Origin of the sequence: Paenibacillus caseinilyticus (assembly GCF_027533645.1) — a bacterium.
In the GTDB taxonomy this organism is placed as follows: Bacteria; Bacillota; Bacilli; order Paenibacillales; family NBRC-103111; genus Paenibacillus_G; species Paenibacillus_G caseinilyticus.
Map to the genome: position 1 here is coordinate 342,047 of NZ_JAQAGY010000003.1, position 22,443 is coordinate 364,489.

Sequence of the window (22,443 nt, forward strand, 5' to 3'; positions counted from 1 at the left end):
AAAAGCCTGGAAAAAGAGACTTGTATAATGATGTCGTTGCCGGGGGCAGCGGCGGATCGTGCATCATGATGGCATGGTTATCGGATACATGCTGCACCAGAGGTGTTCAGCAGATTCATACGGAAGCTCCTTTCCTAATGTCACGTGTCATGACCGGAGAACAGGCGGTTATTTCGCGCGCCGTCGCGGCATACTAGGCCCAGCAAAATAGACGGGAAACCCGACGTCGGCGTCAGCGGTGACGACAGGGGCAGCAAGCCGACATGCCGTTGTCTTCCGTCGACGCATGCTCCAAGCCAGCAGCGCAAGATATGCTCCCCCAAGAAGAGCTCCGGAAACCGCAGCCCCCGGTTAAGCTTGGGACTCCCAGCCGTAACTGTCATAGACTACGCCGCCGCGCACATGGTTCACGGCCAGCCTGACATGGGCAATCGTATCGTCGGGGAGAGCATCCAGCGGGACCCACAGCAGCTCCGAGCATTTGTCCGGCTCCTTGTTGAAGGGTTCGCCCTGCCAAGACTTCACGGTAAGAAAAAAATCGATCCACTCCCCCGTATCCGACCAGCGGTGCAGGACAGTAGCTACTTCGAGCGCATCCGCATCCACCTCTACGCCCACTTCTTCGAGCGCTTCCCGCCGGGCGGCCTGCCGGACCTCTTCCCCGCCGTCCAGTTTGCCGGCGACCAGACTCAGTCTGCCGTCCTCGTATCCCGTGTTGCAGCGTCTCAGCATCAGCAGCTGCCCTTCCTTCACGAAGAGCAGATATACTGCGCTGTGGACCCTGAACCAAGTTTGGCTCATCATCGCACCTTCTTTCCGCTTCGACTATTCGCACATCCATCCGCGAGGTTTCGACATCCTTCTTCATATGTATTCCCATGCGGAAGCATCCATTCGGAGGAATGATCCAGAGATCAGACGTGTCCGGGGGAACAATATTCTGCCCAGGCTCGGCACGCTGCCTTGCTGTGTAAGCCCCAAGCCCGAGCTTTCCGGACACATCCACCTGTCACAGCTCCCATTTACATCCGCATTCCGATGCCGTTGCCCGACGTATACCGCCGCAGTCCCCTATGGAATACCCCGGTGCCGATGGCCGCGAGCAGCAGCGCCATCCCCAGCGCCTGCAGCGTAAAGCCAAGGTCGGCCTCCCGCAGGAGCCCGATTGGCAGATATGAGATGAAGCCCGCGGGGATGACGGTGAACAGAATCAGCCGTCCCCAGCCGCTGAAGATACCCGTCGGGTACGTGGAGAAGGCGAGAATCGCCTGGAACAGCTGCTGCCCGATCCCTTCCGCCTGGCCGATGTAGAAAGCCAGAGACTGCACAGCCACGACGAAGAACAGCAGGATCAGCATTGCGATGAGCAGCGCCAAGGCGAACCTGAGGAGGCCGCCCGGGGACAGGCTGCCGAACATGCCGTACAATATCAGCGCAAACAGCACATCGCCGATCGCGGACAAGGACATCCGCGACACGAGCAGGTGAAGCAGGACCGGCTTCGGCTGGGCCAGGTACACATCGAGCTGGCCTCCCGCTACCAGGGAGGCCAGCCGGTAGGCGTTGCCGAAGAACACGGCCGACAGACCGAACCCGCCCGCGCTCACCGCCCACATCATCATGACATCCTGCATCGTCCAGCCGTTCACCACGGGGAAGCGCTGGAAGTACAGCCCCCAGAACAGGATCCAGACCGTATTGTTGAGCATCATCATGCCCGCCGTCATCAGGAAGCTCATCCGGAACTCCATCGCTCCCGCGAGATTCAGCTTCCAACAAGTCCATACCCAAGCGGCAAGCCCTCTAGCCCGGTTTCCTCCCATGCCGCCTCAGCCCCCATTCATATTCAGTTTGCGTACGCCGCGGCCGTACAAGATGGATACGAGCACGGTCAGCACGACAATCCAGCCGAGCTGGATCAGCAGCATGGAGGGCAGATTCACGCCCTGCCAGTCGACAGCCGTCTTGGCCGGGAAGTACAGCACGGCCTGCATCGGCAGCCAGCGGCACACCTCCTGCAGCCTCTCCGGGAACAATTCGAGGGGCATCAGCATCCCACCGACCGTGAAGAGCAGCTTGTGGTACACGAACTCAAGCCCCCGCGTCTCTTCTACCCAGAATGCGCAGAGCGCCAGCATCATGTTCATGAGGAAGTTGACGGTCACCGCACCGATGCCCACCAGGAAGAATCCCGCCCAGCCGAGACCGAACTCCGGCCATCCGAACACGGCCACCCCCAGCGTACAGCCCACGGCCAGATTCACGAGCACCCGGACGGCCACTTCGCTGATGTAGGAGGCGTAGTGATAGCCGATATAGCTGAGCGGACGGGTGAGCCGGTACGCGACGTCGCCGCTCTTCACCTCCTCCTCCACCCGGGTCGTCAGGCTGGGGAACGCCATCGCCAATGATTCGGCGAAGAGGATGTACCAGAGAATGCCCTCCAGGCTGTAGCCCGCGATGGTCCCGCTGCCTTCTCCGCGGTAGGTCGTCTGCCACAGCTGGAGGAAGATGTACATGATGATGACGAGAAAGATCGTCCGCAGGAGAAAATCGGCCACATACGCTACATGGTTGCGCAGAGAGATTTGTCCGACCGCCGCATATTTAAGCACTTTAGCCCGCATGGATCCCGCCCCTCTCCCGTTCGTAAATGTGCGTAATCACCGCCTCCATCGGCGGGTCCTCGACCGTGATATCCGATACGCGGTACGCTCCGACCAGATGGGTCAGCACCTCCTGCGTGGAGACGGCGGCTGTATCCACGGCGAGCTTCAGGACGGCTGCGGTCTGCTCCAGCACTTCCACGCCCCGGTAGGAGAACGGCTTCCCGGGCTCCATGAGCTGCAAGGAGATCGTCTTGCCCGTAAGCAGGTCCCGCTTCATGGAGTCGACCGTATCGTCGAATATGACTTCGCCATAGTTAATGACGACGGCCCGGCGGCACAGGAGCTCGATATCGCCGGGATCGTGGGACGTCAGGAAGACGGTCGTGCCCTCTTCCCGGTTCATCTCCAGGATGAGCTCGCGGATCTTCGCCTTGACGACAACATCGAGGCCGATGGTCGGCTCGTCGAGGAAGAGAATCTGCGGGCGGTGCAGCACCGCCGCGGCGATCTCGCAGCGCATCCGCTCGCCGAGCGACAGCTTGCGCACCGGTGTATGCAGGTAAGGCTCCAGCTCGAAGCGCCGGACGAGGTCGTCGCGCCGGGCGTAATAATCGCTGCGCTTCAGTTCATAGATGCGGCTCATGAGCTCGAACGAGTCGGCCGCCGGCAGGTGGTACCACAGCTGCGACTTCTGGCCGAACACCGAGCCGATCTTGTAAGCGAGCCGGCTGCGGTCCGTCCAAGGGCAGAGGCCGAGCACCTCGGCGGTTCCGTCCGACGGATGGAGGATGCCGGTGAGCATCTTGATCGTCGTCGATTTGCCCGCCCCGTTCGGGCCGAGGAAGGCGAGCGTCTCCCCCTGAGCGACCTCGAGATTGATGCCGCCCACCGCCACCTTCTCCGCATAGCGGGGCCGTACCAGGGAACGGAGGCTCGCCGCGAGCCCTTCCTCCTTCCGCTTGACGGAGAAGCGTTTGCTGAGATCCTGCACTTGAATACAAGCCATACCCATACCGTCCGCACTCCTCTCGTTCTATTGCGATTGCTGGGGGCGCCGATGCTTGGGGGAGCGACTCCTCTGCTCCGATAAAGCAAGATAAACGGCTTCGCTGTCCTTTAGGGACGATGCGAGTTTATAAGATATATAAGAAGACAGGATCGAGCCCTGGCGATATACATTCTTAGTAGAGTAAAGGGCTGGCTCCCCAGCCCCTCCTCATCAAACCGGACGTGAGGTTTTCCCTCATCCGGCTTTCCGATGTTCTTCTTCCTTCAGCATGCGGATCTTTCCTTAGACTGCAAGTTTCCTAAGTCCGGCTAGTCTGGCTGCCATGCCTGGCCCCCTCCGACTCCCTTCCCGCAGCTCCCCCCTTCGCCTTTCGGGCTTATAGGCTCGCTTGTTACGAAAAAAAATTTTCGTGCAGGGTAGGGTCTCCCTAGTTCCAGACACAACGTTCCCGACATGCCGCTCCCCTTACACCGGAAGGTTCTTCCGCGCTGCGATTCCAAGGTCTTCACGCGTTCCATGGCCTTCGCCCAAATACACGGGGCTCGGCTCCTTCTTGTCCTTAGCAGGTGCTTTTTGACGATGCGGCAGGATTCACTTCATGTTACGGCCTGTCGGTTTGCTCGCTCCCTTTGCAGGGTTACTTTGTCACAGGGCTTCAGCCTTAGGATCTCTCCACCAGCTGCCTGTCAGCTACGAGGCGACTTGGCTCTTACCTCGACCGGACTTGCACCGGCTCGTTGTGCCTAGCTTGGCTAGGCGCGCTATATCAAAAAAAGACCTCGTGCATCCCCGCCCTGCCGGCGAGGAACTTGCACGAAGGTCTTTTATCCCTACGGTGTAGCGCCCCTATTGGACCGCGCCGGCTTCGCTTGGTTCGCCCGGATGAAGGCTGGTGCAGCCTGTCATGCGTCGGATCCCTAGAAGCCCTTCCCCAACAAAATCGCAATATCTTACATGGGATATTACCACGGGATGTAAGGATTGGCAATACTGGATTTTGTTAGTTGGTTGACTGCCGCAAGCTATCAAGTGCTCCCTGCTGTTCTAGCGTGCTATACCTGGGCCGCAATCTCCTCTTTGAACTGCAGCAGCGCTTCGTCCGTATCCGCCGTGTAGCCGCACTCTAGCCCGACATAGCCGTCGAACCCCGTATCGCGGATCGCCCGGAGGATATTCACGTAGTTCAACTCGCCTGTCCCCGGCTGATTGCGCCCCGGGTTGTCGGCGATATGATAGTGGTTGATCCGGGACGCATGGGCGGCCGCATTGCGGATGACATTACCCTCGGTGATCTGCTGGTGATAGACGTCGAAAACGAGCTTCACCCGGGAGCTGCCAACCCGGTCGATGATCTCGGCCGACTCCCCGGAAGCCTGCAGGAAGTGGCCCGGATGGTCGACGAGCCCGTTCAGCGGCTCGACCTCCAGCACGATGTCCGTCGATTCGAGCAGCCCGGCGCACCGCTTCAGCGTCTCGACCATGGCGGCGCGCTGCTCCTCGCGTGAGACGCCTTCGCGGACGCTGCCCGTCTGCGTGATAATCGAGCGGCAGCCGAGGATCCGGCACGCCTCGATCGTCTCCTGCAGGCCGGCGAGATAGTCTTCGCGCTTCGCCGGGTCGACGAGGTTGAACTCCTTGGTGCAGGTGGCGATGATCCCTGCGCCGATCTTCTCCTGCTCCCGCGCGAAGACGCTGAGGTCGCCGAGCTGCCACCAGGCGTACAGCTCCAGGCCGCCGAAGCCGTGCTCTTGGATTTTGCGGAGATGGTACAGGGCATCTTGGCCCGGGTAAGCGCCGATACACAGCGAATACTTCATGGGGGGTCTCCTTTGGAGTGCGTGTTGTGGTAAGGCTGGTAAGATCCGGACTATAGGATCATGGCCAAGCAGGGGGGGCCCCGGCGCTTCGCCGTTCTTACTCCTGCGGCTTATGGATGGTACCGAGGAAGAGCAGACTGCCGGTCTCCGAGCTCTGGATGGCGAGCAGGAAGGGGCGGTTGACAGTCATGTGGAAGGATTCACCTTCAACTTTCTCTGCTGATACCTTGACTACAGCAATGGAAGTCACCGCCGCCGCCTCCGTGCCCTGCTCGTCTACACGGAGATAGGTCTTGTGGGCGACCTCGGAGATCATAACGGGCTTATCCGATATGCCCTTGAAGTCCGCGCGGTCCCCGAAGGCTTCCCTCATTCCCAGGCCCTGCAAGGAGGGAATAAGATCATAGGAGGCTTCCTGCTTCAAGCGCGGAAGCTCGATCGTCCCTCCGGCATCAGGCATCTGCCGTGTCCAGAACGCCGCATCGTTCCACAGCTTCTCCTGCAGCCCCGCAAGGCTCCAGCCTTCGTCCGGGAGCACAATCAGCATGTTGATCTTATCCCCTTGATACGGCAGGCGGATGGCCTGATACCCGTCTTCCCGCTGATACGCGAACCTGCCGCTTTGCTTCATCATCATCACTTCAGCGGGTGCGTCCGGAGAGGAATAGAAGGGGGCCTGTTCGGTATCCCCCTTCAGGAAGGGCAGTGCCCAGGTTCCGTGGAAGTACACCGCGTTGATCAGATACATAACCTGATCCTCGGAGATCGGCGCCTGGACGATGCCCTGGATCTTCTCCTCCGTGCGCCTGCGCACCCACTCGTTGATGGTATCGGCAGCTGAGTCCTTGGTGAAATCCAGTACGGACACTTCCCCGCCGTATTCCTCCCGATTGCGATTGATGAATTCCTCCCGGACAGGGAAGCCTTCCCGGATCCAGACGGAGTTCGCGATGTTCAGCCGGTTCCCCGTCCCTGAATGCTCCAGCAGGTCCTTCAGCACCCGGCTGCCCCGGCTCCACTCTTCCAGGTTCATCCCTTCCGCCTGCAGCACCCGGCCGATCTCCTGCCGCGTCGTCCCCTCCGCGCCGTGATAGACCATGGAAAGCGCCGAAGCCACGCTGTACGGAGAGACGAATACGTTCTCGGCCTGGTGCTCCGCGGACAGCTGCCGGTGCAGGTTAAGGCTGAAGGCATTCTGTGCGGTAACGACGGCCCTGTTCAGATCGGACAGTCCTAAGGTGCGCTTCGCCTCCGAGGAATCGAACGCCGCGGGCGCCCCCCTCCCCTCTGCTCCCCCCTGCTGCCCCGGCACACCATCTGCCTGAGTCACAGGCTTGCCGCCGCAGGCTGCCAGAAGTGCTGCCGCCGTCAACGTCAAAGCCAACGTCCCTGCCAGCGCCCTTTTCCTGCTCCGTATCCTCTTCCCCTTCATGCCCCTCGCCTCTTTCCATCCATTTTTATCCATATGGACGCAGCAGCATTGCCAGAGGTTGCATAAGACAGGGAAGCCGCTTACTCCTGCGGCTTGTAGATCGAGCCGAGGAAGAGCAGGCTGCCGGTCTCCGCGCTCTGGATCGCAAGCAGGAATGGACGGTTGACGATCATATGGAAGGGCTCATCCTGGGGCGGGGCCGAGCCGGTCATCCCGATAGAAGTGACAGCCGCCGCTTCCGTACCTTCCTCGTCCACCTTCAGGAAAGTCTTGTGCTTCACCTTACTGATCGAGAGCGGCGTATCGGAGACCCCTTGGAAATTCGCTTTGACGGGATCGAAGGCTCCCGGCATGCCAAGCGCGGACAGGGCGTCATTCAGGTCGTAGTCCCCCTCCAGCTGGAACCTTGGCAGCTCCAGCGTTCCCAGCAGCGGAGGCATCTCCTTGCGCCAGAATCCGGTATCCATCCACAGCTTCTCCTGCACTTGTTCCAGCGTTGTCCCTTCATCCGGCAGTACGATCAGCATATGCAGCCGGCCGCCTTCGTAAGGGAGGCGGACTGCCTGGTAACCGTTCTCCCGCAGGTACGGATAGCTGCCGCCTCCATGCAACAGAGGCACGGACAGAGCAGGCCCGTCCGGCGTCGGATGGAATTCGCCTTGCACCGTAGCTTTCTTCTCGAAAGGATCGGACCAGCGCCCGTTGAAGTAGACGGCGTTAACCAAGTACATGAGGATGCTGCCGGGAATGGGATCGTCGACAATGGCCGGAATCCGGCCCCCGGTGTTCTTCTTCACCCAGTCGTTGATGGTCCGTGCGGCCTTCGGCTCGCTGAAGTCCAGCTCCTTCACCTCGGCTCCGTAGCTCTCCCGGTTCCGCTCCAGGAAGCTCTCGCGGAGCGGAATGCCCTTGCGGGACCAGACCGAATTCGCGACGTCCAGCCGCACCGCTTCCCCGGAATGCTCCAGCAGGTCCTTCAGACTCAGACTCCCCTTGTTCCATTCGTCCAAGGGAAGGTCCGCGGCGTGCAGCACCCGGCCGATCTCGCCGCGCGTGCCCCCTTCCGCCCCATGGTAGACCATGGATAATGCCGCGGCCACGCTGTAGGGCGACAAGAAGACATTCTCGCCCGGGTGCTCCTCCGCCAGCCGGCGGTGAAGCTGGAGCCCGAACGTATTGTGGCCGGCCGCGATCCGGGGATCGAGCTCCTCCACGCGGTGGCTGCGCTTCTCCACCGCGGCTTCCGCCCGGCGGTCCCCATCCTTGCCGCAGCCGGCAAGCAGCAGTGCAGCCGCCGACATCAGGATGAGCAGACCTTGGGTCAATGTATATGTACGCGTTTTCTTATCAGGCATATTCAGGGCGCCTCTCTCTCTTCTTCCTTTCCTTAACGGGCCGGCAAGAAGAATTGTTGCATAGGAGCAGACTCCTGAAGAGTCAGCCTGAGGGGTCAGCCCCACTGGCTGCGGATCCATTCGACCTCCCGCCGGAAGTGGTCGCCGCTTGTGTGGTGCCCGTTGAACGGGAACACATGAATCTCCTTCGGCACGGTGATCCGGTTGTACACCGCATAGACGGTCTCCGGCAGGCAGACTGTATCCTTCAGCCCGACGGAGACGAAGACGGGAGCGTGCAGCCGGGACGAGAGATGCAGCAGGTCAAAATACCCCAAGGTCTGCAGCACCTGATCCAGGTGCTCCGGATGCCGCGATACGAACTTGGCCGCTTCGGTCAGCGAGCCGGTCGAATTCAGGATGCCGTAGTCCATGTGGCACAGGTTCGGCAGATCGGCCAGCACCAGCGCCGGCACCGCACTGAGCGCGCCCGTCAGGAGGGCCAGGCCGCCGCCTTGGCTCACGCCCGCCGTGATGATGCGCTGCCCGTCCACCTCCGGCTGCGCCGCCGCCCATTCCACGGCCCGGACCGCATCGACGGCGGCCGCCCGGTAATAGCTCTGGCGGGGATCGAGCAGCCCCTGCGTGATCCAGCCGGAGCTCATGCCGTGCGTCTGCGGCAGCGCATTGCCGCTCTCGCCGCCCTGCCCGCGGACATCGACCGCGAAGACCGCGTAGCCCATCAGCAGCCAGGGAGCATGCTGCTCCGGGTAGCCCTTGCTGCCGGTATAGCCGTGATACAGCACGACGCAGGGCAGCTTCTCCGGCTGGGGCTCCGCCGTGAACGCGGGCAGCAGAAACCAGCCGTGGAGCGGCGTGTCGTCGTAGCCTTCATAGACGACCCTATAGGTGCGGATGTAGGGAGAGAGGCTCTGCGCCTCCTCCCTGCGGGCATTCAGCGGCCTGCCCGCCGACTCCTCCAGCGTCTCCTGCCAGAATGCGTCCAGATCTTCCGGCGCTTCGGTCTGCGCCGTGAAGCCTTCGAGCTCGCGGATCCGTTTCTCGATATGATTCATGCTCCCCCGCCTCCCTGCCGCCCCAGGTCTCTTCCAGGACCTGGCACTCCGGCATTTTCCCTCAGGGTAATCGAATCCCGGCGGCGGTGTCAATGGAGAGAATGCCAGTAAAGTTTGGAGAGCATGAGAAGACCGTTTAGAGCATGACAAGACATCCCGGGCCGTCAAATCACGTAATCCAGGACCTCTTCATAACGCAGGTAAGTACGGGCCTTCGCCGGAGCCGGCGTATAGATATGAAAGGAGAGCGCCCGGGACTCTCCCGGGTTCACAAGCTGATGGATCTGGTTCTTGGGGGCATAGAAGAAGCTGTGCTCCGCAACCGCCGCTTCTCCTCTCTGGTGCGGATACCCGTAAGAATCCAGCCGGAACATCCGGTTGACCAGCATCCCCTGGACTAAGAACATACAGCCCACCGCATCCCCGTGATCGTGGATGAACGTCTCTTTGCCGGCAGGCAGGTGAATCAGCACCGCTTCCGCTTCCTCGCTGCGGACGATCGATGTTCTTCCGTATGGGAGCGCATGGGGCTCGGAGATATACGGCTCCAGCCGCGACAGCGACAGATCGAGCCCCTGCATCAGCACCCTCAGTTCCTTCGGCGAGGCCTGCGACAGCCCCGACAATCCTTTCTCCACCTGCTGGATCCAGTTCATCTGGTGTCCTCCGCTCTATTCATTAGTTTTTCTTACCGGTTCCATAAGTTTCTCTTATGCTTTAGATACCACCACATTATGCGCTCGCCCGAAAGGAAGTTCCTGCCGAAGCGGTGCTTTGAGCGGATCCAGCGTCTTATTTTTTGGGGGGAAGGACAACCGATGGACTCCACAGCGTGCACGCCTTGCAGACTTCACCTTCCAGCAGTTCCTTCCTCGCCGCCGGCGGTACGCTGCCCGGGCGGATCTGCCTCTTAAGGAAGTTTTAAGGTTCGGGCTCCGGAATCCTTAAGATTTGGCGCCTATACTTACGGAAGAGCAAGAGAGCGCACGGACGCCATCCCCGTGAATTGTCCGCTCTCCCGGGCCCATGGTATGCTTGCACGTAAGCGTGAGCGCTGTCCCCCCTTCGAAGAGAAGGACGCGCCTAGGAAGTACGGCAAGCCGTGAACCACCCGCGGATGTAAAGAAATCTGTTACAGGAAGGAGAGGGGACCCTTACATGGCCCAGCCTGCCATTCTTATCGTCGACGACGAGAAAGACATTATCGACCTCATCGAGATCTACCTGCGCAATGAAGGCTATCGCCTGCTTCGGGCGTCGAACGGACTGGAAGCCCTCAGCCTCCTGGAGAAGGAGGATGTCGACCTGATCGTCCTCGACCTCATGATGCCGAAGATGGACGGCATCGAAGCGTGCCTCAAGATCCGCGAAACCCGCAACATGCCCATCATCATGCTCTCCGCCAAAAGCCAGGACATGGACAAAATTCTCGGCCTCGGCACCGGCGCCGACGACTACATGACGAAGCCCTTCAATCCGCTCGAGCTTATCGCCCGGATCAAATCCCAGCTGCGCCGCTATACCCGGCTGAACGTGGCCGCCCCGAACCGGGAGCATGAGATTGAGGTCGACGACCTGACGATCAACACGGCTACCCACGAGGTCAAGCTGGACGGCCGGGAGATCCGGCTGACCCCCCGCGAATTCGCGATTCTGGAGCTCCTTGCGCGCAACCGCGGCACGGTTTGGAGCATCGAGCGGATCTATGAGACCGTCTGGAAAGAGACGTATCTCGATTCGGACAACACCGTCATGGTACATATCCGCAAAATCCGGGAGAAAATCGAGGACAATCCTCGCAAGCCGCGGTTCATCAAAACGGTATGGGGAGTGGGATATAAAGTTGAATAAGCCCGTCAAAATCAAAGGGCCCCGAAGGCCCCTGCTGGACCGGTTCCCGTTCCGCATATTCCCGTTCACCCTGCTGCGCGGCTTCCTGTTGTTCCTGGCCGATCTCTACCGGATGGCCAAGGTCCAGGTGGAACGCAGCGTCCGGCTGCAGCTCGTACTGACCTTCGGCGTGTGCCTGCTCGCCTCCCTCCTCTTCTATACGATCTCGTCGGCGGTCTTCGGCCAGATCAACAAAGGCACCGTGATCGACTATTCCTTCGGGATCAACCGGATCGACTACGAAGCCCGGAACCTCGTGGAGCTGCTCGAACCGGTGGAGCCCGAGGGCGGGGAAGAACCGTTCCTTCCGGAGGAACCCGGCACGAGCGTAGGTGAGGAAGAGAGCGGCCAGAAGGTGCCGGCCGAACCGGCGCCTCAGGGGGGCAGCAGCTCTCACCCGGCGGGAGGCGGAAGCACGGCCCAGCCGGTACCTGGGCAGAACGCAGCTGGCGCGGGCGCGGCCCCGCAGGCGCCGGCCGCAGGAGCAGCGCCTCCCGCAACGGCGGCCGGCTCGGCAGTGCCTGCGGTGCCGGCCGTTGGAGCATCGCCCGCGGCGGCGGCCGGCTCGGTACCTCAGGCGCCGACTGCAGGAGCAGCGCCCACCGCGGCGGCTGGCAGCCCGTCCGTGCCGGCGGTACCTGCAGCCGCTGGCACGGTCCCGCAGCCGCTGTCGACGCCAAGCGCACCAAGCGTGCCGGCTGCTCCGCCGCCGGCCGTGTCCGCACCCAGCAGCACGACGGCGCAGCCGGTACCGGATGCCGAAGCGGAGCAGCGCCGGCTCGAGCAGCAGGAGCGCAAGCAGCGGCAGTTCCTCAGTACGGTGAAGCGGCTCGCTTCGAACGACAAGTATAAGACCGTAATTACCGACCTGGAGGGCCGGGTCGTGTTCCGCAGCGAGAACGCTCCGGAAACCTATGTCGATGTGCACAGCGTCATCCGCAATGCCATGGACGCCCGGAACCGCAGCGATGAGGAACGGACCGAATTCTCGAGCTTCTATCCCGTCACCTACAACAACCAGAAGTCCTATCTCATCGTTACCGGGATTCCGCAGCCGGTGATCTCATACAGCAAGGGAACGAGCCCGCTGTCGATGCTCAGCGCCTTCGCCGTATTCATCTTCCTCTTCTACTACCTCACCCAGCGCAAAATGAGGTATATCGAAGAACTGGCGGGAGGCCTGCGCATAATCGCCACCGGCAATCTCGACCACCGGGTGATCGAGCGCTCCAAAGACGAGCTCGGCTCCCTGGCCAAGGATATGAACCAGATGGTGGCCGACCTGCAGCACAAAATCGAAGAGGAGCGGCGCTCCGAGCGGTCCAAGAACGAGCTCATCACGAACGTATCGCATGATCTGCGCACCCCCCTGACTTTAATCATGGGGTATCTCAAGCTGCTCCACGACCGCAATTACGAGTCGCCCGAACAGGCCGCAGGCTATGTCGGCATCGCCTACAGCAAAGCCGAGAAGCTGAGGGGCTTGATCGAGGACCTCTTCGAGTATACGAAGTATTCGAGCCAGGACGTGCCCCTGCACAAAAAAGGCGTTGTTCTGAACGAGGTGCTCGAACAGCTGCTCGAGGAGTATGTCACGCTGAGCGAAGAGCAGCAGCTGACGCTGATCCGCAGCATCCCGAGCGAACGGCTCAACGTACGGGTCGACGTGGAGCAGATCATCCGCGTCTTCGAGAACCTGCTCGGCAACGCCGTCAAATACAGCCCGAAGCCCGGCGTCATCTCCGTCGGGATGGCGAGGGACCGCAGCCATGCCATCGTGCGGATCAGCAACAAAGCCGATGCGCTTACCCGCACCGAGCTCGAACAGCTCTTCGACCGCTTCTACCGTGTCGACTCCGCCCGCACCTCGAGCAACGGCGGCTCGGGTCTCGGCCTTGCGATTGCCAAAAGCATCGTGGAATCGCACGGCGGCAGCATCTGGGCTGAATCCGAGAAGGATGAAATCCATCTGTATGTCAAGCTGAAGCTGATGGAATAACGGAAGCCCCCGGCCTCCCTTCACAAGGGAAGCCGGGGGCTTGTCTGTGCTTGCCCGCGCTACGGGCGGAAGGTATACTGACACTGTCACGGATCAAGCCGTGCAGCGTTAGAGAGGATGGTAGGCACAATGCCGGGATTTTTGCTGGATTTGGATGGAACACTGTACCACGGGGATCACCCGATTCCGTATGCCGCCGAATTTATCGAATGGCTTAAGGGGCGGGGCTACCCTTATTTATATGTAACGAACAATTCGTCCCGGACGCCGGAGCAGGTAGCGCAGCATCTGAGAAGAACGGGCATCGAAGCCGGGGCGCACGAGGTGCTGACCTCCTCCCAGGCTGCGGCCCTCTACATGAAAGACGCCGGACTTCCGCAAGGGCCCGTGCTGTATATCGGCGAGGAAGGGCTGCGGCAGGCGCTGACGGATGCCGGATTCGAAGCGGTCGCTGCCGGTGAGGACACGCAGCCCGAGACAGCCGCGGCCGTCGTGCAGGGCATCGACCGCAGCTTCAGCTACGGCAAGCTGCTGGCCGCCGTGCGGCACATCCGGCGCGGAGCCCGGTCCGTGCTGACCAATCCGGACCACCTCCTGCCGTGGAACGGCGAATTGACGCCCGGAGCCGGCTCCATCGCGGCCTCCATCGAGCGCGCCAGCGAGACGCCGCCGGTCGTGATCGGCAAGCCGTCGCCGATCATCATGAAGTATGCCGTAGAACGGCTCGGACTGAGCCCGGGCGACATCTGGGCTGTGGGCGACAACCTCGGCACGGATATCCGCGGCGGGGCCGATGCCGGCTGCCGTACGTCGCTCGTGCTGACCGGCCTCGTTACCGAAGCGAACGCCGCCGAGCAGATCGCCCGCGCAGGCGTGGAGCCGGAGCTCGTCTGCAGGCACCTCATGGAACTTGCCGAGCGGATCGGCTAGCCCCGCGCAGGCGGGCAGCCGCGCATCGGCCGGTTCTTCCTGCCGGCACCTCATGGAGCTTGCCGAGCGGATCGGCTACCCCCGCGCAGGCGGGCAGCCGTGCAGCAGCCGCATCCTCCTGCCGGCACCTCATGGAGCTTGCCGAGCGGATCGGCTACCCCCGCGCAGGCGGGCAGCCGTGCAGCGTCCGGATCTCCGCGATCCGGCGCAGATGCACATTCGCATGCCCGGCCATCTGCTTCATGAGCCGGCCTGCGCTTTCTTCGCCCCCTCCGGCTGTGACCACGCTGCGGGCCAAGGCGCCCGGCACATGCCGGCAGACCGACAGCACATGCTCGCGCACCAGGCGGAACAAGGCCGCCTCGGTGCCGATGGGCCGGTCCGCGTAGCGCATCCCCTCGGCCCAATCATCCTGGCTGAAGCCCGGGCTGCGGTATTCCCGCCCGGGTTCCCTCGATGCCAGCGCGAACTTCAGCTTATGCAGGGCAGCCAGCTCCAGATCCACCACATGCAGCACCTGCTGCCGGATACTCCAGCCCCCTGCGGCGGCGGTCCAGTCCAGCTGCGCCTCATCCAGGTCCGCCAGCACCGTCTCCAGTTCCTTGGGTCCCCCTTCGAACAACGCCACAATCTCGTCCTCCCCCGGAAACAGCTCCTGCCAATAGGCCGCCCGGTAGCCCTCAGGGGTATGCACCGTCAAGGTACGCCAGCAGCCCGGCTCGGATTCGTCCGAGCAGCGGACGCCAGCCCCGCGGACCCTTGCTTCCAAACCGTCCAGCCCTCCCGGTTCTGCCGGAGCGGGAAGATAGAACCGTCCGCCGGGCTCTACGGAGCGGGCACCCTCCGCCGCATGGCAGGCGTGCGTTCCCTTCTCTCCCATCAACAGGGCATACGCTCCTCCGGTCATTCGGAGCATCGCCCATCCTTCTCCATCCGCTTCCCGCTCCCATCCCAGCACATCCGCATACCAACATGCGGCTTCTTCGGCCTTCGTCACCTTTAGCAACAGATCCGCCTTGCCCATCCGAACTCCCCCGCTCCTGCCACAAAAAATATGGTTCCGATCAATGATAATCTCCCAATATGCCCATACTTGTAAGGATGACCAGTCCGGACATCACACTATCCAGCCTCACGGAGGGTCTTCCTTGTATGAATAAAACGCTATTGCTTCTGGCCGTACTGGCGGCATCTGCGCTGCTCTGGGCCGGCATAGCCGCCGACCGCCATGTGCAAGCCCCGGCCTCCATTTTCCCGGCAGCCCAGAACGTTACGGCCGCCCGCCTCGTCTCCGGCAGCGGTGAAGAAGGGATTCCGGGCAGCTCGGCTGAGCTGGATCTCCAGCTCCATGATGCGAACCGGCTCGAGCTTGCCCGCATCCTATACTGGCTCTCCCAGGGTACGCTGCAGGGAGGCTTCAACCGCAGCCCTCTCCCTTCCGGCGGGCCGCACCAGCTCATCATGGAAACGGTAGACGGAACCCGGCTTACGATTACGAATGCAATCGACCGGATTGCCATCCCGACAGGGGACAGCTGGATCAGCACGGGGGTCTCTGTCCCGCAGACGGTGAATGTACAGATGAATGACAAGACGGCCCGCATCACAGCCCCCGATCTCAAGCGGTGGATGGAAGAGACGCTCCCGAAGCGAATGGAAGAAAGCCGGCAGGAGCCCGAGTAATCGGTGCCTCTGACCGGCTTTCTTAGGGTTTCGGATCAAGAGCGTAGGCTTCGGATCACCACCGCTCTCCCGCGGAAGCCGGCTTAACCGCCGGGCTGCCGCTTCATCCGCGGGCGAATCGGGCGGGAAGCAGGCGCTCATAGGCTTTGCAACGGCCTCTGCCCTCAGCAGCAGAAGGGCCAAGCCCGCTACACCGCCGGTTTCACCTCCATCGCTCCGCTCTCCTCGGGGACTTTGCGGCGTTCCACCATGAAGTAATAGAGGCCCGTCTTCGGGTCGGCCACCTCTTTCGATTGGACCACGGCTCCGCCATCGAGCAGGTTCATCCGCTTGACGGAGGCGTCATACACTCTTCCGGCATACACCTTAACGGTATGCCCGCTCTCCGCCTTCGCCGTGAAGCTCATGGAGTCGAACGGGACATCCACCGAGCTCGACACATGGTAGTCCTCTCCCCGGAACCACCTGTACCCCTGTTCGCCCTTCGTGATGCTGCCCACCCCCAGAGCGCCTGCAGGCGCCCCGGATTCCGGCGTGTAGAAGACGAAGGTTTCGGCCTCATCCTTCTCCACGGACAGCAGCTTTCCTTTTTCCGCCGCGAGCCCGGCTTGCACCGCTTCGTCCACTGTCGGGTGCCAAGCCTCCTTCGCGTCCGTCGCCCCGCCGGTCTGACCGGCCGCGCCGCTGCCCGGCTGCTGCGCCGGTTTCTTGTCTGCCGTACAGCCCGCCCCGAAGGTCAATAGAACCGCCAGCAGGAGGAGCATGATGCCTTTTCTCATCTTCATCACCCTTTCGTCTGGATCCCGGGTCTTTACCCCGAGATGGAGTCATTGCAAGAGCTTATAGTAGAGTCTATGCGGTGTTGTCCGTACTCTTACTTACCCAAACTCTGACTTACGCCATAAGACGAAGAATCAATGAAAAAAGTATCAATGGAAAATGGGGGCACGCCGGCGTAAAGGGCACGCCCGGATCACCGGATCATGCTCGGCCAGACGACCAGCGAAGCGCGGTCGGTCTCGGCACCGAGCGACCGAAGCGGTTCGGCAGCAGGGTGCTCCAGAATAGGGATGCCGTCCCAGACATCCACCACGAGCTTGCGGATGCCCGGCCGCCCCAGATAGGCCGACGCGAATCCCTTGACGACCCCGGCGAAGGCATCCGCCTCCAAGACGAACCCATCCTCCCTCGGCATCGTATACACCCGCCGGCCGTTATTCTCGCTCCAATAGAGCCAGCGGCCGCCATAGAGGAGCAGATCGCAGCCGCTCTTGCGGGCGAAGGAGATGTCTTTGGCCGCAGGCCAGCGCACTGTGAGGCCGAACGGATTGGCGGGATCTGCGGACGGCAGCAGCAGCACGCCGGAAGCGGCCTCTTCCCCGGCCGCTGGCCGCCGCAGGCTCTCCACCATATCCGCGGCGGCATACTGCATCGCAGGAATATCGCGCACCCAGAGGCCGCGGGTCAGCATCCCCCAGCTCTCGAGCTGCCTCAGCGTGCCGTACACGGCATCCCAGCCCCACGGCAGCTGCGCTTTCACGAGGTCCCGGGTCAGGAGCCCCCAGCCGCCCAGAAGTCCCTTCACCCAAGCCGCCAGGGAGGCGCGGAGGTCAAGCCCGGCCGGATCGGGCGCTTCCAGCGCATACCAGCGGCCGGGAGTGGACGGATACCGCGGTGCTGCACGCGGTGTTCTGGCCTTAGCGGCGCTGCGGCTCCCCCCGCTTCCATGCTGGCGCAATGGGGAGAATTGGTCGCTCGACACCCATCCTTCCCAAGCGAGCGCGATGAGCTCGTCCGTCACCTCGGAGGGCAGCCGGTCCGACTCCCGGGCGAGCGCCGTAACGAAGGAAGCGCCCTTCTGCCGCAGCACCTCCAGCAGCCGCGGCACATCGCCGCCTTCGGAGCGGGCCGGCAGCAGCGGCCTATACAGCTCTGCCGCCTCCGCGAGGAAGAAGGCGACCCGCCCTTCCTTCTGCTTCGGCTCTTTGCGGCCCATCCACACCACTTCGCCGGAGGCGCACAGCCCGTCGAGCAGCTCCTTGCGGTAGTCGGTCAGCCGCAGGGGGAACACGGTTCCCTCCCATTCGGAGAGGGGCAGGAAGCAGCCCTGCAGCCTGCCGATGACCTCGCGCAGCCCTTCCTCCCCGCGCAGGCGGCTCGCCGGCCATACATGCTGCAGCTCCAGCAGCCGCGCAAGGTACCGCTCGCCGGCAGCCGGCTCCGAACGGCTGCGCATCGCGTGCACCGCCTGCCGGATGCGGCGGGACTGCGCCTCCCGCGAGACCCAAGCGTCCGGCTCGCCGCCTGCTTCGCTGCCCGGAGCAGGCTCGATCCGTCCCTCTTCCGCCCAGACGGCGGCCGCCTCCGCCGCGATAGCCGGCTTGATGCCGTAGCGGGCCGCCAGCCCCCGGACGGTGAACGGCTCGGCGCTGCCCTCCACCGAGCGGGCGAGCACGAACCGCAGCGCCAGCGGATCGTCGAGGAGCCGCGCATAGGTCTGCGCTTCCTCGGTCGGGATCCAGCGCCGCTCGCCGGCGAGCCGTACGGCAGCCGCCCGCCCTTCGGCCTCGAGCGCGGCCAGAGCCGGCTCCACGCCGGCCTCGGGGGCCCCTGCGTCCGCGGCGATCTCGGCGAGGCTGCGGTCGCCCCGCCGCTTCAGGTAGCGCAGCAGCTCGCCGGGCTGCTCCGCATCGAAGCCTTCCTCCGCCGGCCCTCCGTCAGCCCCCTCCTCCGTGAGCAGCGCCTGTACCGCATTCTCGCCGAACAGGGCGCCGGCAAGCGAACGGTCCATGCCGAGCAGCTGCAGCTGCAGATCCCGGGACACCGCATCGGATTCATAGATTTGTGCACCCGCAAAATCCGCCAGGAAAGCGGCCGCGAATGGGGAAGGGAAGGCATTCTCGCAGACGGTCCACTCCGTGCGTCCCTCTTCGATGCCGAGCAGCACCGCCTTCAGCCCTGCCGCATCGAGTTCCTCCTCGAGGCATACGCGCATCGCTTCGCCCAGGAAGGGGAACCGCTCCGCATAAGGCAGCGCCTCCCGGAGAAGCGATTCGCTGCGCATCCGCTTCTTCCACGCCGGCATCCGCTTGAAGCTGCGCGGCAGCAGCAGCGATGTCTCCGCGAGCCGCCGGAAGACCGAGCCGAACAACGGCGATGCCGGGACCGCCTGGCGGAGAATCGACTCGATGTTCCCGGAGTGGACGCTGCGCACCAGCGCAATCACCCCCTCCATCGCCGCCCCTCCGACATCCGGCCAGACGAACTGGATGCCGTTGTCCCTCGTACTGGCGTAGAGCCGGTATGGCAGCTTGCTCTCGAAGAGGTGCTGGAGAGCGAGCTGCCAGGTCCGGTTCAGCTTGCGGCCGAAGGGACTGTGAAGAATAAGATAATGCTGCTTCATCTCATCCTGGAACCGTTCGGCGACGATCCTCCGGTGCGTCGGGAGTACGGAGACGGCCTTCTGCGAGCGCACCAGCCCGAGCAGCTCGTCGGCACTCCGCGCATCCATCGCATATGACGTGCCGAGCCACTCGGCCGTATCGGCCTGCGCTTCCCGGTCCAGCCGCTGCTCCAGCTCCTCGAGGAAGCGGCCGATCTCGAGCGACAGCTCCAGGGTGCGCCCTTGCCCCTCCCCCCGCCAGAATGGAATCTCGCTGAAGGATTCGCCCGCTTCCGTGACGTAGACGCGGTCGCCGGCGATCCGCTGGATTTTCCAAGAGGAAGTGCCGAGCTGGAACACATCGCCCACCCGGCTCTCGTGGATGTACTCTTCATCCAATTCGCCGATGTGTATGCGGGAGTTCGCATGATGCACCGGATACGCCGAGCCCTGGGGGATCGTGCCCGCGCCCATGATAGCGGCCATCGCGGTGATGCTGCGGGGCGCCAGCTCGCCGCTCTCCCGGTTCCAATCCAGCAGCGGCTTCACGAACGGATAATAGCCGGAGAGCACTTCGAGCACCGCCTCGAACCGTTCCCGCGGGAAGCTGTGGTAGCTGTCGCTGCGCCGCAGAACGGTGAACGCATCATCAGCGGTCCATACTCCGCCTGCGACCATCGCCGTAATCTGCTGGCACAGCACGCCGAGCGCCTCCCGCGGAATGCGGATTTCTTCGATCTCGCGCCGGCTTACCTTGGCGGCCAGCACGGCGCATTCGGCGAGCAGGCTGCGGCTGCGGGCCAGGATAATGCCTGTGCTCACATCCCCCACGCCGTGTCCCGCCCGGCCGATCCGCTGGATGCCCGAGGCGGCGCTCTTCGGCGAGTCGATCTGCAGCACGAGATCGATATGCCCCACATCGATCCCGAGCTCCAGCGACGAAGTCGCCACGAGACAGCGCAGTTCGCCGGCCTTCAGCGCCCGCTCTACCTCCAGCCGCTGCTCGCGGGAGACGCTGCCGTGATGGGAGCGGGCCATCTCGTAGCCGACATGGTCGTTGAGCCGCAGGGTCAGACGTTCGCACAGGCGGCGGTTGTTCGTGAAGACGAGCACGGACCGCGCGCCTTCCATCAGCTTCACAATCCGCTCGGTCAAGGGAGCCCAGAGCGCCTCCTGCCGGTCCTGCGTGATCGGCGCCTGCTCCGGCATCGTCACGGAGAGCCGGAATACTTTGTCCATGCGGCTCTCGATGATCCGCACGTCCCTGGGCCGCAGCCCGTCGCCCCCTGCGGAGCCGGACGGATCCGCATCCGCTCCCGCTTCCCATCCGCCGAGGTATCGGGCGACCCGTTCGATCGGCCGCTGCGTCGCCGACACTCCGATGCGCTGGGGCGTCCGCCCGCAGAGGGTCGTAAGCCGCTCCAGGGTCACCGAGAGATGCAGCCCCCGGTCGCCGCCGGCCAGATCGTGGATCTCGTCCACGATGAGATGGCTGACATGCTTCAGCATCGCCTTGCCCTTCACGGAAGTCAGCAGAATATACAGCGACTCCGGCGTCGTCACGAGCACATCCGGCGGCTGCCGCAGCATGGCGGCCCTTGCCCTCTGCGTCGTATCGCCGGTCCGCACGCCTGCGCTGAGGCCTGGCCAAGGCAGGCCGAGTCTCGCAGCTTCCGCCTGCAACTCGGGAATATAGCCCATCACATGGTGATGGACATCGTTATTGAGCGCCTTGAGCGGCGTGATGTAGAGCAGCCGCACCTTCGCTTCCGGCGTCTCCTCCGCTTCCTTCGCTTTGATGATCCAGTCCAGACACGGCAGCAGTGCCGCCAAGGTTTTGCCCGACCCGGTCGGCGCCGCGATCAGCACGTGCTCTCCCGCCTGCAGCGGGCCGAAGGCCTGCACCTGCACATCCGTCCCTTCCCCGAAGCGTCCGTGGAACCAGGACGCCAATACCGGATGCAGCCCGCCGACGCCCGTCTCCCTCCAAGCTTCCACCTTGCAGCTCCCCTTTGATCTAGTTATCGGTGATGGAATATATGTTCGTTCCTTTTATCATAGCAAAGGAGGGGATATTTACCAAGAGTCGGGGCAGCCATGCTCATCATGCCCATCCCCCACGGAAAGTATAGTAAGATGGGGAAAATGGACCTTTCCTCCCTCCCCCCTTACCCGCGTTCCCTTACATAATATAATAATCGCAGCTCCATGCCCCGCCCGCTCTCTGCCTGCTGCTGTCTCCTCTTCGCAGGCACGCCTATTGACTATCACGCCGCGTGATAGCTTATCTTGATCTCGAGGAGGTGCTCCCATGAAGCATACCGTGAAAGAAGTAGCCGCCCTCTCGGGCGTCAGCGTGAGGACGCTGCATTATTACGACGAGATCGGCCTGCTGAAGCCGCAGCGCGACGCAGCGAACGGATACCGCTATTATGGGGACGACGAGCTGCTCAGGCTGCAGCAGATCCTCTTCTTCCGCGAGCTGGACTTTCCGCTGGATTCGATCCGCCGCCTGATCGACAGCGAAGCGTTCGACCGGATCGCGGCGCTCGAGGAGCACCGGCTTCTGCTGGAGCTTCGGGCCGAGCGCCTCCATACGTTGATGAAGACGATCGATGGCACCATCGGTCAATTGAAGGGAGAGGGAAGCATGAACCGCGACGAACTCTATGAAGGATTCGACAAAAGCAAGCAGGAGCAGTACGAACGCGACCTCATCGACCGGTACGGAAAGCACGCGGAGGAGCGGATCGCCGAGAGCAAGATCCGCAGCCATACTTGGAAGAAGGAAGATTACGACCGGGTCAACGAAGAATATGCCCGGCTGAACCGGCTGCTTACTTCCGTTCTGGAGCAGGGTCTTCCTCCGGAGAGCCCGGAGGCGCAGCAGGTTGCAGCCGAACACTACGGCATCGTATCGCGCTTCTATACGCCGACCCGCGAGATGTATGCCGGCCTCGGCGACCTGTATACGGACCATCCGGATTTCCGCAAACTGTACGATGCCTTCCATCCCCATCTAGCCGAGTACTGGCGGGACACCATGAAAGCCTATGCCGACGCCAGCTTAAGCTAATGACGGAGCATTAGGGCAGGAAAGGCTCCCTGCCCTAACGCATCAAGCCCCCAAGTTCTGCATGGGGGCTTGCCGGCATGCAGCCGGCTCGGCATCTGCCTCCGGCACCCGCTGGAAGAAACTGCGGACCCTGCCTGTTAATAAGATGAACGCCATGGGAAAACCTAACGGGGATCGTACGCATAGATACTGCTTCACTATTGCTT

Annotated in this window: 17 protein-coding genes; 5 read left to right on the forward strand and 12 right to left on the reverse strand. The window is 62.6% G+C overall.

All coding sequences use genetic code 11. The features are described 5' to 3' along the window. Nucleotides 1-351: 351 nt before the first annotated feature. The 9 genes from O9H32_RS07055 to O9H32_RS07095 form a co-directional block, all read right to left on the reverse strand. The gene (locus O9H32_RS07055) at nucleotides 352-804 is read right to left on the reverse strand and encodes an NUDIX hydrolase (protein ID WP_269865209.1); all 453 of its coding nucleotides are present in this window, start codon (nucleotides 802-804) and stop codon (nucleotides 352-354) included. A 218-nt stretch (nucleotides 805-1,022) separates the two neighbouring features. Beyond that, entirely contained in the window at nucleotides 1,023-1,823 is an 801-nt protein-coding gene (locus tag O9H32_RS07060; RefSeq protein WP_269865211.1) for an ABC transporter permease, read from the reverse strand. Between the two features lie 6 nt (nucleotides 1,824-1,829). Next, nucleotides 1,830-2,627: an ABC transporter permease gene (locus O9H32_RS07065; RefSeq protein ID WP_269865212.1), complete on the reverse strand. Its 798-nt coding sequence runs from the start codon at nucleotides 2,625-2,627 to the stop codon at nucleotides 1,830-1,832. Then, nucleotides 2,617-3,615: an ABC transporter ATP-binding protein gene (locus O9H32_RS07070; RefSeq protein WP_269865407.1), complete on the reverse strand. Its 999-nt coding sequence runs from the start codon at nucleotides 3,613-3,615 to the stop codon at nucleotides 2,617-2,619. The genes O9H32_RS07065 and O9H32_RS07070 overlap by 11 nt, the downstream gene beginning before the upstream one ends. 1,055 nt (nucleotides 3,616-4,670) lie before the next feature. After that, on the reverse strand, nucleotides 4,671-5,435 hold the full coding sequence (locus tag O9H32_RS07075; protein ID WP_269865213.1) for a TIM barrel protein: 765 nt from the start codon (nucleotides 5,433-5,435) through the stop codon (nucleotides 4,671-4,673). Nucleotides 5,436-5,532: 97 nt separating this feature from the next. Continuing rightward, nucleotides 5,533-6,819, reverse strand: coding sequence for a serpin family protein (locus O9H32_RS07080; protein ID WP_269865214.1), 1,287 nt, complete (start codon nucleotides 6,817-6,819; stop codon nucleotides 5,533-5,535). Between the two features lie 128 nt (nucleotides 6,820-6,947). After that, entirely contained in the window at nucleotides 6,948-8,222 is a 1,275-nt protein-coding gene (locus O9H32_RS07085) for a serpin family protein (protein ID WP_269865215.1), read from the reverse strand. A gap of 95 nt (nucleotides 8,223-8,317) precedes the next feature. Further along, a complete protein-coding gene (locus O9H32_RS07090; RefSeq protein ID WP_269865217.1) occupies nucleotides 8,318-9,277 on the reverse strand; it encodes an acetylxylan esterase in 960 nt (319 codons plus the stop codon). Nucleotides 9,278-9,441: 164 nt separating this feature from the next. Next, nucleotides 9,442-9,933: a cysteine dioxygenase gene (locus tag O9H32_RS07095; protein ID WP_269865219.1), complete on the reverse strand. Its 492-nt coding sequence runs from the start codon at nucleotides 9,931-9,933 to the stop codon at nucleotides 9,442-9,444. A 502-nt stretch (nucleotides 9,934-10,435) separates the two neighbouring features. Here O9H32_RS07095 and O9H32_RS07100 point away from each other — a divergent pair. The 3 genes from O9H32_RS07100 (at nucleotide 10,436) to O9H32_RS07110 (ending at nucleotide 14,096) form a co-directional block, all read left to right on the forward strand. Further along, on the forward strand, nucleotides 10,436-11,128 hold the full coding sequence (locus O9H32_RS07100; RefSeq protein WP_269865221.1) for a response regulator transcription factor: 693 nt from the start codon (nucleotides 10,436-10,438) through the stop codon (nucleotides 11,126-11,128). Beyond that, nucleotides 11,121-13,166: a sensor histidine kinase gene (locus O9H32_RS07105; protein ID WP_269865222.1), complete on the forward strand. Its 2,046-nt coding sequence runs from the start codon at nucleotides 11,121-11,123 to the stop codon at nucleotides 13,164-13,166. The genes O9H32_RS07100 and O9H32_RS07105 overlap by 8 nt, the downstream gene beginning before the upstream one ends. Before the next feature lie 129 nt (nucleotides 13,167-13,295). After that, nucleotides 13,296-14,096, forward strand: coding sequence for an HAD-IIA family hydrolase (locus O9H32_RS07110; RefSeq protein WP_269865223.1), 801 nt, complete (start codon nucleotides 13,296-13,298; stop codon nucleotides 14,094-14,096). A gap of 154 nt (nucleotides 14,097-14,250) precedes the next feature. On the opposite strand, the gene O9H32_RS07115 is transcribed toward O9H32_RS07110, so the two are convergent. Then, nucleotides 14,251-15,120: a DinB family protein gene (locus O9H32_RS07115; protein WP_269865224.1), complete on the reverse strand. Its 870-nt coding sequence runs from the start codon at nucleotides 15,118-15,120 to the stop codon at nucleotides 14,251-14,253. A gap of 128 nt (nucleotides 15,121-15,248) precedes the next feature. Between O9H32_RS07115 and O9H32_RS07120 the strand changes: the two genes are divergently transcribed. Continuing rightward, nucleotides 15,249-15,779, forward strand: coding sequence for a hypothetical protein (locus tag O9H32_RS07120; protein ID WP_269865226.1), 531 nt, complete (start codon nucleotides 15,249-15,251; stop codon nucleotides 15,777-15,779). Nucleotides 15,780-15,967: 188 nt separating this feature from the next. Here the strand turns inward: O9H32_RS07120 and O9H32_RS07125 are convergent, their stop codons facing one another. Together O9H32_RS07125 and O9H32_RS07130 are read right to left on the reverse strand one after the other, a co-directional pair. After that, complete coding sequence (locus tag O9H32_RS07125; protein ID WP_269865228.1) at nucleotides 15,968-16,564, reverse strand: hypothetical protein; 597 nt, start codon at nucleotides 16,562-16,564, stop codon at nucleotides 15,968-15,970. A 188-nt stretch (nucleotides 16,565-16,752) separates the two neighbouring features. Beyond that, nucleotides 16,753-21,159 carry a DEAD/DEAH box helicase gene (locus O9H32_RS07130; protein WP_269865229.1) on the reverse strand — a complete coding sequence of 1,469 codons (4,407 nt, stop codon included), beginning with the start codon at nucleotides 21,157-21,159 and terminating at the stop codon, nucleotides 16,753-16,755. A gap of 313 nt (nucleotides 21,160-21,472) precedes the next feature. Here O9H32_RS07130 and O9H32_RS07135 point away from each other — a divergent pair, with 313 nt between their 5' ends. After that, nucleotides 21,473-22,237, forward strand: a complete 765-nt coding sequence (locus O9H32_RS07135; protein WP_269865230.1) for a MerR family transcriptional regulator — start codon at nucleotides 21,473-21,475, stop codon at nucleotides 22,235-22,237. Nucleotides 22,238-22,443 lie beyond the last annotated feature (206 nt).

Excerpts from the sequence above, each read along its gene's own strand:
- O9H32_RS07055 (WP_269865209.1), bottom strand. The coding sequence starts at position 804 with ATGATGAGCCAAACTTGGTTCAGGGTCCACAGCGCAGTATATCTGCTC.
- O9H32_RS07060 (WP_269865211.1), bottom strand. The coding sequence starts at position 1,823 with ATGGGAGGAAACCGGGCTAGAGGGCTTGCCGCTTGGGTATGGACTTGT.
- O9H32_RS07065 (WP_269865212.1), bottom strand. The coding sequence starts at position 2,627 with ATGCGGGCTAAAGTGCTTAAATATGCGGCGGTCGGACAAATCTCTCTG.
- O9H32_RS07070 (WP_269865407.1), bottom strand. The coding sequence starts at position 3,615 with ATGGCTTGTATTCAAGTGCAGGATCTCAGCAAACGCTTCTCCGTCAAG.
- O9H32_RS07075 (WP_269865213.1), bottom strand. The coding sequence starts at position 5,435 with ATGAAGTATTCGCTGTGTATCGGCGCTTACCCGGGCCAAGATGCCCTG.
- O9H32_RS07085 (WP_269865215.1), bottom strand. The coding sequence starts at position 8,222 with ATGCCTGATAAGAAAACGCGTACATATACATTGACCCAAGGTCTGCTC.
- O9H32_RS07090 (WP_269865217.1), bottom strand. The coding sequence starts at position 9,277 with ATGAATCATATCGAGAAACGGATCCGCGAGCTCGAAGGCTTCACGGCG.
- O9H32_RS07095 (WP_269865219.1), bottom strand. The coding sequence starts at position 9,933 with ATGAACTGGATCCAGCAGGTGGAGAAAGGATTGTCGGGGCTGTCGCAG.
- O9H32_RS07100 (WP_269865221.1), top strand. The coding sequence starts at position 10,436 with ATGGCCCAGCCTGCCATTCTTATCGTCGACGACGAGAAAGACATTATC.
- O9H32_RS07110 (WP_269865223.1), top strand. The coding sequence starts at position 13,296 with ATGCCGGGATTTTTGCTGGATTTGGATGGAACACTGTACCACGGGGAT.
- O9H32_RS07115 (WP_269865224.1), bottom strand. The coding sequence starts at position 15,120 with ATGGGCAAGGCGGATCTGTTGCTAAAGGTGACGAAGGCCGAAGAAGCC.
- O9H32_RS07120 (WP_269865226.1), top strand. The coding sequence starts at position 15,249 with ATGAATAAAACGCTATTGCTTCTGGCCGTACTGGCGGCATCTGCGCTG.
- O9H32_RS07125 (WP_269865228.1), bottom strand. The coding sequence starts at position 16,564 with ATGAAGATGAGAAAAGGCATCATGCTCCTCCTGCTGGCGGTTCTATTG.
- O9H32_RS07135 (WP_269865230.1), top strand. The coding sequence starts at position 21,473 with ATGAAGCATACCGTGAAAGAAGTAGCCGCCCTCTCGGGCGTCAGCGTG.